The organism is Faecalicatena orotica (assembly GCF_003149245.1).
Classification (GTDB): Bacteria; Bacillota; Clostridia; order Lachnospirales; family Lachnospiraceae; genus Faecalicatena_A; species Faecalicatena_A orotica.
This window is the reverse complement of sequence record NZ_QGDL01000020.1, coordinates 20,102-39,237: the sequence shown is the minus strand read 5'-3', so window position 1 is coordinate 39,237 and position 19,136 is coordinate 20,102. Positions and strand designations below refer to the sequence as shown.

Here is a 19,136-nt window from a genome sequence, read left to right as displayed (position 1 = left end):
TTGATAAAAATTATATTTATGAAGGTTTGGCCAACTTAATGTCACCATCCTGGCATACATGGTATCTATGCAGCAGGTTTTCATTACCTGCAGGTTTTATTAATCACTCTTTCTATATGAATTGTAAGATACAGCTGTTCTTCCCTTGATAAATGATATTCGTATTTTTTCTGAATAAACGTTGTGATCTTCTCTACACACCGGTATGCATCCGGATACTTCTCTTTGATAATTTCCCACAGGCCATCGCTGTCATCTTCTTCGTATGTTTTATGTTCCGTAAGCCGTTTTGCAAAGAATTTCAGATGTGTAATAAACCGGTAATAATAGACGTCATCTTCATCGAACTCAATGTGGAAGAAATATTTTACAATATTCACGACTTCCTGCATGATTCTGGTAATCTCATACATGTTATGCATCTTCTCTTCATTCATCTGCGCATTCGCAAGATGGAGGGCAATGAACCCGGCCTCATCCTCCGGTAGCCTTACCTTGCATTTCTCCTCGATCAGGTCCAGCGCCCACAGCCCTGTCTGGAATTCGTCCTTATAGAAACGTCGGATATCCCAGAGTAACACATTCTTCACTGTCACGCCCTCCAGAAAACGTACAATAGACGTATGGACGTGGTCGATCAGGGAAATATAGATCATATCGTTCAGCTTGTTTCCCAGCCGCAGCTTTGCCTCCGTAATGATCTCTTCGCCGATGGCAATATGCTCCATCGGAACATCCTGAATCAGAACCTGAAATTTATTGTTTGCTTCGGATTCCGATAGAAAAAAGGTCTTGTCAATCACTTCTTTCGGAATATCGTCACCTGTCTTTTTCTTGAAACAGATTCCTTTCCCCATCACAATCTTTTCCTGGCCCTGCTCATCCAGTACAACTGCAACATTATTATTCAAAGTCTTAAAGATTTTCATTCTCTGTTACCCCCTGAAAATAAAATAGAGTTTCGCTTGCGAAACTCGCGCCGGCGGCGCTCGCTCTGCGACATCTACCTTATACGCCGCAGTGCGCATCCCCCGGAAGGCTTTTTATTTCATAGGATGTACTTTCCTATGAAATAAAAAAACCTATATGCACAAATAAATCTGGAAACTCCTGCGTCCAAAATTATCTCTACATATAGGTTTAGCTTGCTTACGCAATCACCATCCCATTTACAAAACAGAGCATAGCACAGCTTTTGTGAGAAGTCAATCTCCTGCTCATCAGCTGGATGAACTTTCTCTGTTTTTCATAAATTTTCTACTGTATTTTTGTTCAATCTGCCTTCTGTCACGAAAAGGCAGCGGCAGAATAAAATATATTAATAATGAAAGAAAGGTCAAAACATTATGCTTACAGTTTATATAATCATTGCGGCTGTAGTCCTAGTGATCGCAGTCCTTGCATTCTGTATCGTATGGCAGGTCCGAAGCCGTCGTTTTCGTCCCTCTGGCAATAAACAGAGCCAGCAAAATGAATTAAACGCCGATCTCGAAGAAACCGGGTTTGCCTATGAATTAAAAGGTGATTATTTCTATTCTCTTATGGACTGCTGGCAGAGAGAAGTCGGTTACTGCCGCCTTTATGATGAAGCCGCACCGCTGTTCAATATGATCATGGATTGTGAACCAGTTACCTTTAGCTATGCCGGCAAACGCTGGCTGATTGAACTCTGGAAGGGCCAGTATGGTATCACGACCGGCGGTGAAATAGGAATCTATAACACGGAAAGAAACGATATCGATTCCGATAAATTCAGAGGAACATTTTACGAAAACATTAGTAATGAAGAGATGCTGAAGATGTCGTTTGTGCTCCGCAGAAACGGCAGGGTTATTTTAAAGAGAAGTGCTGTTCACTGGTGGCTCACAGGTTTTAAACTCGGACAGTTTTCCCATACTGACATGCTGACGATGGATGCCAGAATCAGCTTCCCTGACCGCGGCATGAGAAATGCCTTTGTGGAATCACTCGTAGATATCGGTTACCGCAAAAAGGAATATTCAATCAGAAGGAACACCGTTTGTATTCATTATACGACACCGCATTCCCCTCAGGCTGAATCCCGCAATAAGGTAAGTGCAGCTCTTGTACAGCAGACAAATCACAACAACTGTAAACTCTACGAATTTGCAACAGGAAAATACAGTGATACCCTTGATAAACTGGAATACGCAAAGGCAATGGCCCCGGAGCTTTATAAATTATTCATCGACTCACTTTATGCAAGGGGAATATATGAGGCCTTCGAGTGGATCAAAGACTGGCTGGGCGGGAAACCACCGCACCCGGTTCCGCCAGTACCGCCATGCCCGCCACCTAAGCCTCCGATACCACCGTGCCCGCCTGAACCCCCCTGCCGCCCGGAGCCTCCGTGTCCGCCTGAACCTCCTTGCCGGCCCGAACCTCCATGTCCGCCGAAGCCGCACTGTCCGCCGCCTTGTAACTGCCCGCCGTGCAGTCCGAATCCATGCACGCCTTGCCCGCCAAGGCCCAGTTGTCCACCACAGTGCAATCCGTGTCGTCAGGGAAATTATAATTCCTGCAATATGGAGCAGCGAAACCAGATGCAGTGCAGTCCCTGCAGAAACAACAGGCAGATGAGAGATTCACAGTATGGATACCAATCGGAAGAGACAGAATCCTATTCTGACAGAAATGATGATTTTGAATAGACCGCAGAAAAAACCTAAGTTTCTTTAGGATAGAAAAATTCCGGAAATGATAGAATCTTCATTTCCGGAATTTTTATGATATGCGCCCATATACGTCTTTCACACCAGCTTGGTATGTCTTAGTAAAAAGTAATGAAAAACAAATACATGAAAGGATCATTATACAAGGCAAATAATGTGTATCTTTATAATCCGGAAGGAATGTCAGAATTATATTAGTCATAAAATGCATAAATGATATAATCCATATATTTTTAGTTTTCATATACACATAACCAAACGCAACTGAAAGGGCAGGCAAATAAATAAACCTGGCGAACTGTACCGTCCAGTTCCAATTATCAATTGGAAAGTAAAATGGTATATGCCATATTTGCCAGAGTACACCAACAAAAATAACACCCAGCCGTTTTCCGAATCTTCTTTGTAATAATGGCTGGAGATACCCCCGCCATCCATATTCTTCCCCAAATGTTAAAATACACTGTAATGGAAAATGAACAATAGATGCAAAAGGAGCAAAAAATGTATAAAATGTTATTCCTTTAAAACTCATACATATAACTATAATAAACATAATAACTGTATATATTAATATATATTTTGCTCCAACTTTAATATTTTTAGAAGGATCCAGCCGTGGACAGGACATCCATGCATATAAAAGGATAATTAAACTCAAGATATCATTGCCTACTATTATGAATATCTTTAGCAGGGGTTCACCTATAACGCCTGTAATCCTAAACAACAATGCGAAAAGAGACACACAAAAAGCGACTATTATTATTTTATGTATTTGTTTTATTCCCTTTTCATTATTACTGCTTCGTATTTTTGCTAAAGCGACACCAGCCGCAGGCGTTAACATCATAAATAGAGATATGTTATAAACTTCTTCATATATCCCCAAATAAATAATGATGCCAAAAATTAAGGAACATCCATACGAAATTGCAAAAAAAATTGCAATCTCTGCCTTTTTAGAATTACCTGCCCTCATTCGATTCCTTGTATAATATTTGTAGAAGCTGAATATTATACTCTCCTTCCTTTACTCCCAATTCCCCTTATTTCCATATTTTAACTATATCACTTTCAATTTTTAATTCAATAGTTCAAAAATAATGTTAAAAGAAATAATCCATCAGTAAATCTCTTCTTGTATATCGTGCCCTCCCGAAATATAATGAACATCAGAGAAGTTTCTAAATCACAGGGCAATAGCGGGGAAGGAAGTGGTTAATATGGACGGTAAAATATTATTGGTAGATGATGAGAAGGATATCGTGGATTTAATGGAAGAGGTTCTGCGGCAGGATGGGTTCCGGTTTATTAAAAAGGCTTATACCGGTATGGAGGCCTTACAATTATGCAAAGAATTTGAGCCGGATATCGTGGTTTTGGATATTATGCTGCCAGATAGCAACGGCATAGATGTGTGCAGAAAAATCCGTGAATTTTCTATCTGCTCGATCCTTTTTCTTTCTTCAAAAAATGAGGATGTTGATAAAATCCTTGGCCTGTCGAGCGGCGGTGATGATTATATTACGAAGCCTTTCAGCCCGCGTGAAATTGTATTCCGGATTAAAGCACAGCTTAGACGCCAGCAGTACCATACCGATTTTCAGCCGCTTGAAAAAAGCATGATTACTGCCGGCCCCCTTTCGCTAGATAAAGAGAGCTGCCGCATTTATAAGGACGGAAATGAAATCAGCCTGACTGGGCGCGAATTTCTGCTTCTGTCTTACTTCATGGAAAATGCGGATAAGATTATAAGCAAAGAACATTTATACGAACATGTGTGGGGTGAGTACAGCGTCATTTGTGATAACACGATTATGGTCCATATACGGCACCTTCGTGAAAAAATTGAGGACTCCCCTTCCAATCCCCGGCAGCTTATTACTGTGAAGGGTCTGGGATATAAATTAAAGAAAAGGATTGATTAGATGAGAAAATCTGGATACCGTTCGACACTGCACATATATTTCATTTTTTTAACAGCATTACTATGTGTAACTATTTTTGCAGCCCTCTTTTCGTTATCCATAATCACGGTCCATACTCCCGGCGGTTCTGCTGAAAGGAGCAGTTACCCGAAAGAGTTTACCGTGGGTTTTCAGGAACAGATTGTTTTTACAGATAATACACCTCGTATCAAACAATCCGGGTTGGAACTGCTGCAGTCAAATCATGCGGGAATACAGATTCTCAATGACAGCGGACAGGAAATAGTCAGTTATCAGAAACCTGAAGATTTCAGGGATTCTTATTCTTACAGAGATCTCTTGGAGATAAGTGAAACAGGACATATAAACGACAGTGGGACAACATCCTTTGTCGGCGCTCTGGAACATAATGGAAAAGATTACACTTATATCGTTCATTTTCCAGTAAATATAGCAAAGGTGACGATGTATATGAACGGAGACCGGTTTACAGCAGGGAAGCAAGTCCTCTTCCTGTGCTTAGGTGTTATGTTTTTAACCATACTTATCGCCGGATTTATTTACGGATTCCGGATCACAAACATCATTAGCCGCTTGTCTCACTCGATTCAGAATATTGCACAACGTTCTTATATCCCAACAGCAGACAGGGGTGCCTTCCGTGATCTCTTTGACAGTCTGGACCATTTGGATGCAGAAATCAAAGCAAGTGATAAAGTGGCGGAAGAAACGGAAAACTTGCGTAAAGAATGGATTTCCAATATAACACATGATCTAAAGACACCCTTGTCCCCTATAAAAGGCTATGCGGAGATGCTGTCTGAAAAAGATATAATATCTGAAGAACAGGTAAAAAAATATTCTCAGGTGATGCTAAAAAATGTTTCCTATATGGAGTCGCTGATCAATGATCTAAAGCTGACCTATCAGCTGGACAGCGGCATGGTTCCTATCCAGAACGAGCACAGGAATATTGTCCGCTTTTTAAAGGAACTGGTGATCGATATTCTAAATAATCCTGAATATGAGAACCGCGAAATTCATTTTGACTGTCCTGAGGAAGAAATTACACTTTTCTTCGACAGTAAGCTCATGACAAGGGCCTTTCAAAATTTAATTCTGAATGCTTTTGCGCACGGGAATGAAGATACAGAGATTACCTTACGAATTGCAAAAGCCGGAAGCATGGTGCAGATCATTGTCTCTGATAACGGAAATGGTATAAAACCTGAGGAAGTCAACCGGCTTTTCCAGCGGTATTACAGAGGGACAAACACGGAACAAAAGACAGCAGGAACAGGCTTGGGACTTGCTATAACAAGAAGTATTATCGAGGCACAGGGCGGCAGTATCATGGTCGAAAGTGAACTCGGAATCGGAACTGATTTTAAAATTTATCTGGGAAACGGATAAGAAGTGCACCCCACAGATGCATACGGGTGGGTAATTGCATTTTCATGAATTAAGGTTAATTAAGGATGCCTGCAAGTTAGATTAAGGTTGATAGCTTATTATGTTATGTAATAGCTATTAACCTTTTTTGTTACATTCACTGAACATCAAGAATACAGAAATTGAAAGGAGGAACAGCTTTGAAGATTATTTTGAAATATATTCTCACAAATGTTAAGGAAAGGAAAACACGGACAATTGTCATGCTTCTGTCAATCGTCCTTTCTGCAGTACTTTTGTTTGTTTCGTTTTCAATCGGTACATCCTATGAAAATGCACAGCAAAAAATGGCACGCGGAATGGCCGGGTCTGCCGCGATATCAGTCAGTCCCCTGTCCCCCGATGATACGGTCGGCTTAGATGATATCCCGGAATTAACTTCTATTAAGGCAAAAGCCGGCATGCTGGAGGGCAGTGCCCTGTACCATGAGGATGGTTATTATGAAACCATTGATTTAATCGCTTCTGACCTCTCTTTGCTGAACCAGATAAATAAGCCCCGCCTGGTCAGCGGCGGGGACATCGAAAATTTTACGGGTTACAAGGTTATCCTGCCTGACCGTTTTACTTCTAAATATGGAATTGAAAAGGGGGATACCGTCATTCTTCAAATCAACGGAGTCCCCACCCGGTTCGAAGTTGCCGAAATAGCTTCTTACGATACAGTCTTTTTAAGACATACAAGAGGTGCAACGGCTCTGCTGCCGGAATCCACACTCGCAGAAATTTTACAGAAAAAGAATGGATACAGCGAAATTCTGATAGAACCTGCCGGGGATGTATCTGCCGGGGAATTGGCGGACACGTTGACTGAAGAGCTTTCCGGCCGCCCCCTTAGCGTATCAAAGGTCGTGAATGAGGAGCAGATAGAAGCCGATGCCAGACAGAAATCAATGCCGTTCTTCCTCATCAGCTTCTTCGCCCTGACGATGAGTGTTTTTATTATTTACAGCAGCTACAAGGTCATTACATTGGACCGTTTACCAATCATTGGAACATTTCGCAGTATCGGGGCGACACAGAAAACGGTAACCCGTATATTAATGCTGGAAAGTGCCTTATATGGCTTTACCGGTGGTATCATTGGTATCTTGCTCGGCACAGTTATCCTTAAACTGATTTTACGGGGCATGGGCGATTCTTTGTCAGCAGGCATCGAAATTCCTGTTGTTATTACTCCTGCGGCAGTCCTGCTTTCTTTCGGGACGGCGGTTATCGTTTCCATACTCAGTGCATGGATTCCGGTACGCCGTGCCAGCCGGCTGCCAATTAAGGATGTTGTATTAGGAATGGTGGAAGAAAAACATATGCCAAACCATCACGCTGCCGGCATCGGTATCGCGCTTCTTGTGGTTTCTGTGTTACTTCCAAGGCTTGCCTCAGGGAAATTCCTGTACCCCGCAGGTGGTTTTTCATTACTCGGATTGATATCTGCGGCAATCATGGTCATCCCGCTTGTTACAAACTTATTGTCAAAAGTTCTGGAACGAGTGTATACGGTTATCTTCAAGAATGAAGGGATGCTGGCAGCCAGAAATTTGAGGGATAATAAAAACATAACCCAGAATATCACTCTCTTGTTCATCAGCATTTCCGCTGTGATTGCAATTACAGTTGTCGGTAATTTTGTCAATACCTATATCACAGATGTATTCAATGGCGCTGAACTTCAGGGATTTGCAGACGGGGAAATGGATGAAGATTTCATCAGACAGGTGGAAGGGATGGAGGGAATTGAAAAGATACTGCCGGTCTATGTATTCAATAATGAAATGCAGTGTCAGGATCATACATTCTCACGACTGGAGGCCACAGACAACCTTGAATTATACAACTCGATGTTTCATCTCATCTATTCAAAAAAGGACATGGAAGTCTCCGCCATTTCCGCTTTTTCGGAGACACGTTCCATCCTCCTGAATGAGGATGTCCTGAACAGGAATGACTATGAAATTGGTGATTCGCTGACACTGGAGAACGATTCCGGCAGGAATACTTACACCATAGCCGGAAGTTTTAAATCGAGGGCTACCGATGTCGAAGCTGTTATCCCCTCGGCTTATGCCATCCCGGATTTCAAACCTGCGGTATATCATTTTCTGGCCTATACGGCTGCCGATCCGGATTCTATTATGATTCAGATCAGGGATTTGTTTGGAAACACACAAAACTGGAGCCGGACTGTCGAAGAATTTAATACAGATGCACTTTCCACGGTTGGGGTATTTCTGGAGCCAATGTTTAGTATGACCTATTTGATACTGCTGCTGGCCGCAGTGGGCATCATAAATAATCTGCTGATTAACTACATCCAGAAACGGCGTTCGATTGCCATGTATAAATCAGTCGGCCTGAGCAACAGGCAGAATATCAAAATAACAATCATCGAAAGCCTCACCTCCGGGATCATTGGAGCCGCCATCGCAATCGTTGTATCTTATCTGGAGATCCAGACAATCTTTCTTGTGGCAGGTCCTAAAATATCCATGTCACCGGATTTGGATTTCAAGACCTTTTTATCAGCCGGATTATTGGGAATCCTCGTCACACTGGCAGGTTCGGTTGTTCCTATGGTAAAGAGCAGAAAAATGAAACTGGTTGAAGAGATAAAATTTGAATGATAAATAGGAGGACGTGAAATGAAATCAATTACTGGCAATATTGCTGTCGAAGGAAAGAATATCGTCAAAGATTTTATAATCGGAGATACAACGACAAAGGTGCTGAAAGATATCTCATTAAAAGTTTTAAAGAGTGAATTTGTCTCTATCATGGGACAGTCCGGTTCCGGGAAAAGTACTCTCCTCTATATACTGGGCGGCCTTGATACACCGACCAGGGGAACTGTTTCTATGAATGGAATAGATATCTCTAAATTTGATGATGAAAAAATGAGTAGAATCAGGCGTCAGAAAATAGGTTTTGTATTCCAGTTTTATAACCTGATCCCGAATCTGGATGTAGAGGAAAATATTATGCTGCCTCTGCTGCTGGACGGGAAAAAAATACGGGATTATAGAAAACGGCTGGATGAAATCCTCGAAGTAGTAGGGCTGACGGACAGGAAAAAACATACACCAAGGGAGCTGTCAGGCGGACAGCAGCAAAGGGTCGCAATCGCCCGTGCCCTAATGGGCAGTCCTGACATTTTATTTGCGGATGAGCCTACTGGGAATCTGGACAGTAAAACCGGGGCAGAGATTATGGAACTCTTACAGTCTATCAATAAAAACAGCGGCCAGACGATTATTATGGTCACCCATTCACCAGAAGCAGCGAAGAGCAGTGACCGTATTATTACCGTAAAAGACGGAGTGATTTTGTAACTGCTTTTTGGGAGGGGAGAAATACAGGGGCATCATGACCCGGGCTGAATCATGATACCCCTTATGGATAATTAATCTTTTAATTCATTCCAACAATTCTGACCTCTCCCCAGATCCCTGACGGGAATGGTTCTTTTATCATCTCTCTCTCCCGCCAGTTGAATACTTTTTCTTCCCTGCACCGGTTCAGCCCGCCAGAAGCATATGGCCATTCCGGTATGATTTTATCTTCCAGTATTTCCGGGTATTCCGGATCGATCATTCTGTTGATCAGGAGATTTGTCACAACCAGCTCCACGCTGTTTTCACCCTGGTGCAAAAGCCCGGTGATATCTGCCCTGTAAGGATGCTTGATCACGGTATCAGCCAGCGTGCCGTTTACATAGATCTCAGCCGTTTCCCCGAGGTGCTCCATATGCAGTATTACAGTGCCACAGCCTCCCAGTTCCTTCCATTCGTCTTCTGTGATACAGAAACATTTGCCGTACCTTCCGCTTCCAGAGTAATACTTAAGCTCCGGTTCTTTCTCCCAGCTGTCCAGCACATGGTATTCTTTTCGGAAATCTTTTTCCGGTATATCGAGAATCCAGCCGCGGGACAGGTCCAGAGATATGATTTCCTCTTTTCTGCGTTCAGGCTCAGGCATATCCATCCCATCATGAAATACAAAAAGCAGGGACTGATATGCTTCTATATCAAGGCTTACCTCTGTCCCACCCTCTGTCACTTGTATCTGTCGAATCTCCTTTTCTTCACAGGTCATAGGGTCAAATACACAGAATCCAGTTTTGGTATTTGTAAATTTTATCGTTTCTTCTATATCTTTTTCACTAATATTAGAGATAAAATAAATATCCTCTGTCTCCGTTTCGCGCTGTACATACCCGACGGTTTCCGGATGGTGGTATATCAGCACATCCGGGGTTTTTATCCTGCGCAGTTCCTGAATCAGACTGTCAAACTTATCCTCTGTGACGGTAACATTCCCCTGTCTTTTCAACTCATTTCCAATCTCACGGATTCTGGCAGTATCCTCCTCAAACCGGAGCATTCCACAGGACTTGTCCGGAATCCTCCCGGCTGCAATGACGTTCCCGCCTTTTTCTGCAAACTGCCGGATCTTTTCCATCGTATCGAGCGGGATATGGTCGCACTCAATCAGGAGCAGTGTATCATATTCATACTTTTCCCAATTTTTCAGAACATCATCATTGACGTAGTCGAACCAGTAGCCCGCCTTATGGATCGCATTTATGCAGGATGATTCCAGTCTTTCGTCCAGCTTCATACACATATGCGTATCCGCGAGAGGGGTTTTTGCCCATATATCATGCTGTGGCAGATACACGCCCGTAGAAACCACCGGCCTGCCCCGCTGCAGGAAGTCACACACACGGTTGATATAAATACTGATCTCTTTATAATACTTCCACCATGTGTTTGTATGGTTAATGTTTGTGGATGCATAAAATGGAGTCATCCCCACACCGTCTTCTTTACTGTAGCTGTATCCGTGGTTGACAATCTGGTTGATTCCATCCAGAAAAATACTGTCTGCCGCCGCCTTAATGTTTTCCAGTGACACTACAAACCGCGGGAAACGAAGCCAGGTAAAGGATTCATTGGAAATAACCGGTTTGTGGTAGACATGCCCGGCTGAAACTGCCAGCCTTCTGTGTACCGTATTCACAGCATATCTGTCAAATGCTGAGAAGGTCTCCCCCTCTGGAATATCCGCAGCCCCGTACGCCTGAAGGATATCCCCCCATGTCCCGTGCGCCTGGATTCTGGAAACGGCGCCCTTTTCATGACACCACTTAGTCAGTTCCCGAAAGAAATTCTCCACGGTAAGCTCACCCATTGTTTTCTGGAAATCATATCGGATCTGTTCTGTCAGCCCTTTTACCTCCCCCCACAGGGCATAGATGTAAGGTCTGAGCTCGTACCCTCTTCTTCTGCGGAACTCATCATACAGGATATCCGTCCAGTTATGTCCGAACACCTCGATGGAGTCACAGAAAAAATTACTTATTTTTCCCCGGCCGATGTTCTCTACAATAGGGTCCCCGCCATATTCCAGAAAGGCCCTCAGGGAATCCTTCCGGTTATGGTCTATGATCAGCCCGTCCCCGCCCCGCAGAGGTTTCAACACTCTCTGCCTTTTATCACTGGACACAAACAGGACGATTTTGTGCACGCCCTCAGGTATCACGATCTCTTCGATTTCCGTGCCCCAGGGCCAGTTAAACAGATACTTATCCACCACATGCTCTGTGATATCCACCATTGTCTCCGGAAGCATCTGGGCACCTTCCATTTTCCCCAGTACTGCACCGACAACTTTCCCGTATATGACTGTCGTCAGGTCTTTCGAAAAACGGCATGGCCCTTCGACATCCAGACAGAACGGAAGAACACTCGGCCCGCTTAGTTCTTCTGTAAGAAACGGCCCACCAAAGGGCCAGGATGACCCGAGTGTCAGATCAAACTGCATCCCCCGTGCCGCGGCCTCATCTGCTGCAAAGCGTATCATTTCAAAATACCCCGGAGAAAGATATTCATAGTTTTCGACACCTTTTTCTTTATCATTCGCCTCTACAGGATATAAAATCTGCAGTTCAACGCCCCCGATCCGTGCCTCCTTCATCAAATCCAGTTCCCTAATAATCTCATCCTTATCCACTGCACAGCCGTACCACCACCATCTCGTGCGTCCTCTTGTCTCACTGCGCGGCTGGTTCAGCTGATGAATGACTTCTTCTTTATTCATTTGAACACCTCCCGGCTTAATCGTTATATCTTTTCCAATGCCTGCTCCAGATCTCCGATCAGTACATCGGCCCCCTCCAGGCCGCAGTGTATCCGGATCAGGCCGCTGTCATGCCCGTTCAGGTTCAGGAACTCCAGTTCCTCCTTCTTGTAATTTATCAGGGGGCACAGTGCCAGACTCTCGAACCCGCCCCATGAACAGCCGATTTCAAATACGTTCAGGCTGTTTACAGCCTTCACCGCTTTTTCAGGATCTCCTTTTAATACAAAACTCATGAGTCCCGTATGTCCCGACTGCTGTCTTTTGATCAGTTCCGCCTGTGGATGGGAGGCCAGTCCTGTATAGTAGACCCGTTCTACCTTCGGATGGTGCTCGAGATAATCTGCCACCTCCATTGCGGTCTGCTGATGCTGTTCCACCCGCAGGTGCATCGTCCGCAGCCCCCGGATTCCCAGCCACGCCTCCATCGGCCCTAAGATCCCGCCAAAAAGCTCACGGATTGTTTCCCGGATTAGTTTCCCCAGTTCTTCATCCTGAACAACAAGAATGCCTCCGATGATATCACTGTGCCCGCCTATATACTTCGACAATGTGTGCATAACAATGTCGATTCCCATTGTCAGCGGTTTCTGGAAAAGCGGCGTACAGAATGTATTATCAATGTAAGTCTTGATGCCGTGGGCCTTTGCAACCCTGGCCGCACCTGCGATATCTGTTACGGTAAAAACAAATGTCGCCGGGCTTTCCAGCAGAATCATATCCGTATTATCCTGAATCAGGTCTTCCAGCCGGTTTAGATCTATCCCGTCCCAATAGGATACCGTGATCCCCATTTTCGGAATAAAATACCTGTTCAGAATGTTTTTTACCGGCTGGTAAACATCCCGCATGCAGATCACATGGCTGCCTGCGTGGCATACCGCCAGTATTGCTGCCGATGCTGCCGCCATGCCGCTGGAGAATGCGATTGCGGCAGCCCCCTTCTCAAGGGCCGCTGCCTTCTCCTCTAAAATATGTACAGTAGGATTTGCCGCACGCCCATATACATAGGCCTGGTCCTCCTGATGTGATGCATAGGATTCCAGACTGTCAAATACATGGAGAGAGTTCATAAATACCGGGGGAACGACCGCATTCATATATTTGCTTTGTTCTTCCCCAAGATGTGTGATTGCTAATCTGTCTTCTTTGTTCTGCATGACTTACTCCTTTACAGCCCCGGCTGTCATTCCTTCCACGATGAATTTTTGCATGGCCGCAAACATAACTGCCGTAGGAAGGAGTGCCATCACACCGCCCGCCATGAGCAGGCCCCACTCGACGTTGTATTTTCCGATCAGGGTCTTCAGTCCTACCGGGATCGTCCACATTTCCGGCGTACTTATGAAAATAGATCCTGCAATCAATTCGTTCCACGCTCCGATAAAGCCAAATACGAATACGGAGACGATGCCGGGGAACATGATCGGAAATACAATTTTAAACAGAGACTGCATTTTTGTACATCCGTCCACCTTCGCCGCCTCCTCCAGTGTCACCGGAATCCGCTCGAAGAAGCTCCGCATCGTAATCACACAGAATGGCAGATTCACGGTTACATAATAGATAAACAGCCCGATATGTGTGTTGATCAGACCCATTTTTGAAAAAATTATGTACAGCGGAATAATCACAAGGATTCCGGGTATCATCTGCGTAATCAGGAAAAAGAGGATGACTGCCTGCTTTCCATTGAACTTATATCGTGCCAGTGAGTATCCGCCCAGCATGGAGAAGACCGTAACAACCAGTGCCGAAGTCACCGATACCAAAAGACTGTTTTTTAATAGCACGCCGTAGTTAAACTGTTCAAATAAGTCCGTATAATTCTTCCATGTAAAATCCTTCGGGAAGAATGTCAGGTTATTGATGTCCAGAATTTCCCCGCTTGTCTTAAATGAAGTGATCACAATCCAGTAAATAGGCAGTACGACAAGTAAAAAGAAGAAAATCAGAACAAGAACACGTATAGTGCCGCCAATTGCATTTTTTGTCTTTCTGCTCATTAGAAATCACCTGCCTTATCATATTTGGTCGCTTTCAGAAATACCATTGCATAAACTCCCAGAATAATCATCAGTATCACGCCAAGTGCTGCTGCAAACCCGAAGTCATAAGAGCCGAACGCCTTTGAATACATATACGCGGGCAGAGTCTGTGATGTATTCGCTGGTCCGCCGTCTGTAATAATAACCACCAGGTCCAGCGAATTAAAGATCCAGATTGTTCTCAGCAGGATTGTCGTAATCAGCGTTGGTTTGATGTAGGGAAGCGTAATCTGGAAAAACTGCCTTACTGTCCCGCATCCGTCCACATCCGCCGCTTCATAGACATCTGTCGGGATCGACTGCAGAGCCGCGAGGATCATGATTGCAAAGAACGGGATTCCCATCCAGATCATCGCAATAATAACAACTGCAAGCGAAAATCCCGGTGTTCCCAGCCAGGCAATATTCTTGTCGATCAGTCCCAGTTTATCCAGAAGGTTATTTACAACGCCATATTCCCCGTTAAAAGACCAGCGGAAAATCAGGCCAACCACAAATCCTGAAAAAGCCCAGGGCAGAAATACAATTGACTGGTAGATGCCTCTTCCTTTGAACTGCTTCTTCAATGCAACTGCCAGAGTCATTCCAAGCAGAAACTGTCCCAGTACAGATACGATGACATAAATAAAGGAATTCTTTATGATCATCAACGCATCCGGATCCCCCATCAGCTTGGCAAAGTTATCAAGTCCATTGAAATGAATATCGTTTGGCGCTGTCAGTTTGTAATTTTGAAATGCCATGATAATACTGTTGATCAGCGGATATCCAAACAGCAGCAGCAAAATCACAAGAACAGGAAGTAAAAACAGCCAGGGTTCCATTTTCTTTTTCATGTAGATATCACTCTCCTTTATCTAGTTTTCAAAAAATGCATGGCAGTTGTTCTGCCAATTGTAAAAATTCGCGGTATCCGGTATGAAATGGAAAAGGGGTTAATGCTTTTTTTCATTTTACATTAACCCCCTTCTCATCTTATCCTGCAATAACCTTTCCTGCTGTATTTTTACTGCATTGTTTTCGGTGTTTCTATCGTAGATCCTTCATTATCAGCAAGGTACTGTTTCATTCTTGTTGTAAGTTCATCTCCAATATGAGTCAGGACGTCTTCAGCTGACTGCTGTCCAAGCAGATATTTCTGAAGTTCTGTGTGGAACATATCCTGATGAAGGTCTGTATAATTAAAAGGACCATACATCGGCGGAACTGTAAAATTCGGATCATTTAATTCATCCAGGAATACTGCGTAAGGTCCGTCTTCCCCGTATGTTGCATCATCTCCGACATCCTTCTTGATAGGTATCAGGCCGCCCATCTTGCAGTACTCAATGTTATTATCAGCCCTCACAAGGAAATCAATCAGCTGCAGGGACTCTTCCGGATATTCAGAGCTCTTTGCAATTGTATATGAGTAAGGGCTGCCCGCGGTATTCATCATCTTACCGTCAACAGTAGATACCGGCATCGGGAGGACTCCCCATTTGGAAGCATCCATCTTCTCTTCACATGCCTTTGCTACTTCAGAATCATTGGAAAGAGTTCCTGTAAGGCCTCCTGTAAAGTTATCCACCATCTCAACAAATCCCCAGTTAACAGAATCTTCCGGTACATACCCGTCTTTATAAATCTCACACCATTTCTCAACTGCTTCTACACATTCCGGTGTATTCAGGATGAAATTGCCTTCTTCATCGAATACATAGCCGCCTGTAAAGGACTGCAGGTAAGCGAGCAGCGGGTCAAATGCACCTCTTGCCCCGCGGAAGGAGTTACCGTAACGCTTCTGGTCTTTGTCTGTCAATGCCTTGATCAGATCAAAATATGCATCGTATGTCCAGTCATCACCGGTCGGAATATCGTATCCGATCTCTTCCACCCAGTCTTTCCTGTAGAAGATACCCTTTACCATGAATCCGTCAGGAACAGAGTAAACATGTCCATATCTTTCTTTTTCCTGTGCCCAGTTGATTTTCTGAACTGCATCAACAAACTGGTCCCCGTTTTCTTCCACATAATCGTCAATAGGAATCACCCAGTCGGCCTCTGTAAACTGTCCCAGCCAGAGCGGGTGGGTCGTGATAACATCCGGTAATTGTCCGGAAGTACCGAGCACCGTCAGCTTGTCGGCTGCATCGTCCCACGGGACACTTTCGTACTTAACTGCCACACCGGTCTCCTCTTCAAACTTGGCAAATGCATTCTCATAATACTTCTGCCTCTCCGGGCTCGGGCTTACATCAATAAAACGAAGCGTCGCTTTCCCGCCGTCTTTTGCCGAGTCTTTGGATGAACCGGACTTCTTATCGGATGACCCGCATCCTGCCAGCAGTCCGCCTACCATAACAGCTGCCAATGTTGCCGCTAAAATCCTTTTTTTCATAACTTCCTCTCCTTTTCTTTTTTTCAAATCACAATACCAGGTCATTTGAATTATTTAGTTACGCTTTTCCCTTAGCTGGTTACTGACCGCCACTCTCGTGAGGTATTTCCGGTCTGACCACTTATGCGATTATACTATCATTTGAAACTCCTCTTGTCAATATCTTTGTTATTTTTATACTTTTTATCTAATTTATCCACTCCTTTTTTGGTTATTTTTCACCAATTAACTTTTTGTTTTCACTTGACAATACTGTACGTTTTTTATATTCTTAGCTTAATAAACTTTTCCCTTATCTGATCTCAAGTCTATTCACTTATATGCTGAATCTTAAAATTTCACCTATACAGAAAGGAGTCAGGCAGTATACAGACGTATATTGCTTAAATCATGATGAGTAAAAAATACACAGCCACCAGGCGATGCTACTTAATAGACCATCACTCCCCCCAGCCACCTGACGTCACGCTGAACCATCTCGATATCAAAGAATATGAGGCATTTTTCGAAACTGCCGGTATCGACTCTCTCATGGTGTACTGCAAAGACCACTGGGGCGTCACTTATTACCCGAGTGAAGTGCCCGGGGCACAAAAGCATCTCGGAGTTAAAGGTGACTGGATTAAAGAAATCAGTACACTTTTAAGAGAAAAAGGCATTGAATTTGTTGCCTACTACTGTATTGAATATGATGAAGGAGCCGCCAGGAGATTTCCGGAATGGCAGGTTAAGAAGGCGGACGGCTCCGCGCTGATCCGGGACGATGAATTTGCGAAATGGACACTCTGCTGCTGCCAGACCGGATACCGGGAATACTGTCTGAAACAGCTCGAAGAGATTGTAAGAAACTATGCCCCTGATTCTTTATTTCTGGATATTTTCGGGGCGTCCCTGTGCTACTGCAATCACTGCCGCACCAAATTTGCTTCCCTTTATCATTATCCTCTGCCGGAAACACAGGAGGAGATTCTGGAACATAAAACAGACATTGTAGAATTTCTGAATCAGAATGCGATGAGTTTTCTCGCCGAGCTGAAGCAGCGTGTAAAGGCCATTGATCCGTCACTTGCCATTACGATTAATTTTTCCTGCCATTATCCGCAGGAACTCCGGGATATGCTGGACTACCAGTTTTCAGAACCACTGCTGAAAGACAACTGGTTTTCCTCCGCCTATGCACGTGACACTGCTGTAGGGCAGTATCCGATCCTCGCTCCCGGCGAGGCCTCGCAGGTCTATAATTACAGCTCTGTCAATGAATACATATGTGACCTCTCCTCGATCGCCGCACAGGGCTGCCGAGTAGGCATGTACAGCGGTTCCCAGCACATCGACGGCACACTCGATTTTGAAGAGGCAAGAAGGCTTGGCGCCGTCTATACCGAACTAAAGAAGATGGAGCCCTATTTCAACGGGCGCACCCCTGTAAAGTGTGCCGGCATCGTGCAGAGCGACCTTTCTATGGCCGTCAATATCCCTTCGCTGGATGCAGACGCCATCCTGCGGATGAAGCACCACAATCCGCACCAGAATGCTGTCCTGGGTGCCATGCAGCTTTGTGAAAGGGCCAAAATCCCTTACGTGGTTCTTCCTGAACGCACACTGGACAAAGCGCTTCTCGAACAGTTTGACCTGCTCCTGCTGCCGGAAGTATTTGTCATAGAAAAAGAAACTGCCGAACTACTGGCTGATTACACAGAAAACGGCGGTACCCTGATCAGTTCCGGGCAAAGCGGGCTGTGGACGGCAGATTCCAGAAAGCTTCCTGCCTCCACGATTGCCAGAATCACAGGGACCGGCGAGTGTACCATTCACACTGAATATGCTGCCAACCGCTGGGCCGCATATCTGAAGAATACCGGCACGGAAGACTTTTCAGGACTTTTGTCCTGTACAACGCCCCCGGTCAGTGAACACTTCATTGAAACAGTAACCGAAAAGAACGCCGAAACGCTCCTTACTTTCATACTGCCGTGTGTCGTGTGTGATTCCCGGCATTGGGTCAACTGGTGGAGTCCTCCGCCGGGGGCCGATTCCGTCTTTCCCGCCCTGATCCGGAAAACAGTCGGAAAAGGCAGTGCTTATTACATGGCCTTCGACTTCTTTACAATGGCCTCACTGGACAGCTTCCAGTATCCGCATGAGTTATTCAGTGATCTTTTAAAGCATGAAAAAATCACACCAGCGGTGCGCAATATAACAGAAACACCTGATGTAATCCGCACAGCTTATTTTGAAACAGAGGACAGTTATATCATCCACCAGATCTCTATGGTTCCAAAACGTTTCCACGGAGACGCCTTCCCGGTCAGCGGAGGAACTCTGGAACTTGACCGCACAATTTCACAGGCTGAGCTTGTATACCCTGAGTGTGCCACATTGGAACAGCATATGGAAAATAATAAAACAGTCATATCTCTGCCTGCTTTTTCACTACAACAGATAATTGTTTGTAAGAAATAGCAAAAAAACAGATGTGAGAATCTTATGATGAAAG

Annotated in this window: 13 protein-coding genes; 6 read left to right on the top strand and 7 right to left on the bottom strand. The window is 44.5% G+C overall.

Going from position 1 to position 19,136, the window contains the following annotated elements; genetic code table 11:
• Nucleotides 1-83: 83 nt before the first annotated feature.
• Complete coding sequence (gene licT / locus A8806_RS23815) at nt 84-929, bottom strand: BglG family transcription antiterminator LicT (RefSeq protein WP_109733663.1); 846 nt, start codon at nt 927-929, stop codon at nt 84-86.
• Between the two features lie 417 nt (nt 930-1,346).
• Between licT and A8806_RS23810 the strand changes: the two genes are divergently transcribed.
• Nucleotides 1,347-2,672 carry a DUF4474 domain-containing protein gene (locus tag A8806_RS23810; RefSeq protein ID WP_109733662.1) on the top strand — a complete coding sequence of 442 codons (1,326 nt, stop codon included), beginning with the start codon at nt 1,347-1,349 and terminating at the stop codon, nt 2,670-2,672.
• Nucleotides 2,673-2,745: 73 nt separating this feature from the next.
• Here the strand turns inward: A8806_RS23810 and A8806_RS23805 are convergent, their stop codons facing one another.
• A complete protein-coding gene (locus tag A8806_RS23805; RefSeq protein WP_109733661.1) occupies nt 2,746-3,675 on the bottom strand; it encodes a CPBP family intramembrane glutamic endopeptidase in 930 nt (309 codons plus the stop codon).
• A 244-nt stretch (nt 3,676-3,919) separates the two neighbouring features.
• Between A8806_RS23805 and A8806_RS23800 the strand changes: the two genes are divergently transcribed.
• The 4 genes from A8806_RS23800 (at nt 3,920) to A8806_RS23785 (ending at nt 9,402) form a co-directional block, all read left to right on the top strand.
• Nucleotides 3,920-4,624, top strand: coding sequence for a response regulator transcription factor (locus A8806_RS23800; RefSeq protein WP_109733660.1), 705 nt, complete (start codon nt 3,920-3,922; stop codon nt 4,622-4,624).
• Nucleotides 4,625-6,037 carry a sensor histidine kinase gene (locus A8806_RS23795; protein ID WP_109733659.1) on the top strand — a complete coding sequence of 471 codons (1,413 nt, stop codon included), beginning with the start codon at nt 4,625-4,627 and terminating at the stop codon, nt 6,035-6,037.
• 188 nt (nt 6,038-6,225) lie between these two features.
• Complete coding sequence (locus A8806_RS23790; RefSeq protein WP_354016706.1) at nt 6,226-8,697, top strand: ABC transporter permease; 2,472 nt, start codon at nt 6,226-6,228, stop codon at nt 8,695-8,697.
• A gap of 18 nt (nt 8,698-8,715) precedes the next feature.
• On the top strand, nt 8,716-9,402 hold the full coding sequence (locus A8806_RS23785) for an ABC transporter ATP-binding protein (RefSeq protein WP_109733658.1): 687 nt from the start codon (nt 8,716-8,718) through the stop codon (nt 9,400-9,402).
• 79 nt (nt 9,403-9,481) lie between these two features.
• On the opposite strand, the gene A8806_RS23780 is transcribed toward A8806_RS23785, so the two are convergent.
• The 5 genes from A8806_RS23780 to A8806_RS23760 all read right to left on the bottom strand — a co-directional run bounded on the left by A8806_RS23780 (nt 9,482) and on the right by A8806_RS23760 (nt 16,639).
• Nucleotides 9,482-12,172: a glycosyl hydrolase gene (locus tag A8806_RS23780; RefSeq protein ID WP_109733657.1), complete on the bottom strand. Its 2,691-nt coding sequence runs from the start codon at nt 12,170-12,172 to the stop codon at nt 9,482-9,484.
• Nucleotides 12,173-12,195: 23 nt separating this feature from the next.
• Nucleotides 12,196-13,371, bottom strand: coding sequence for a trans-sulfuration enzyme family protein (locus A8806_RS23775; RefSeq protein WP_109733656.1), 1,176 nt, complete (start codon nt 13,369-13,371; stop codon nt 12,196-12,198).
• Nucleotides 13,372-13,374: 3 nt separating this feature from the next.
• Entirely contained in the window at nt 13,375-14,217 is an 843-nt protein-coding gene (locus A8806_RS23770) for a carbohydrate ABC transporter permease (protein ID WP_109733655.1), read from the bottom strand.
• Complete coding sequence (locus A8806_RS23765) at nt 14,217-15,095, bottom strand: carbohydrate ABC transporter permease (protein ID WP_109733654.1); 879 nt, start codon at nt 15,093-15,095, stop codon at nt 14,217-14,219. Before A8806_RS23765 ends, A8806_RS23770 begins: the two co-directional genes overlap by 1 nt.
• 170 nt (nt 15,096-15,265) lie before the next feature.
• Nucleotides 15,266-16,639 carry an ABC transporter substrate-binding protein gene (locus A8806_RS23760; RefSeq protein ID WP_109733653.1) on the bottom strand — a complete coding sequence of 458 codons (1,374 nt, stop codon included), beginning with the start codon at nt 16,637-16,639 and terminating at the stop codon, nt 15,266-15,268.
• 390 nt (nt 16,640-17,029) lie between these two features.
• Here A8806_RS23760 and A8806_RS23755 point away from each other — a divergent pair, with 390 nt between their 5' ends.
• On the top strand, nt 17,030-19,102 hold the full coding sequence (locus tag A8806_RS23755; protein ID WP_242996252.1) for an alpha-L-fucosidase: 2,073 nt from the start codon (nt 17,030-17,032) through the stop codon (nt 19,100-19,102).
• Nucleotides 19,103-19,136 lie beyond the last annotated feature (34 nt).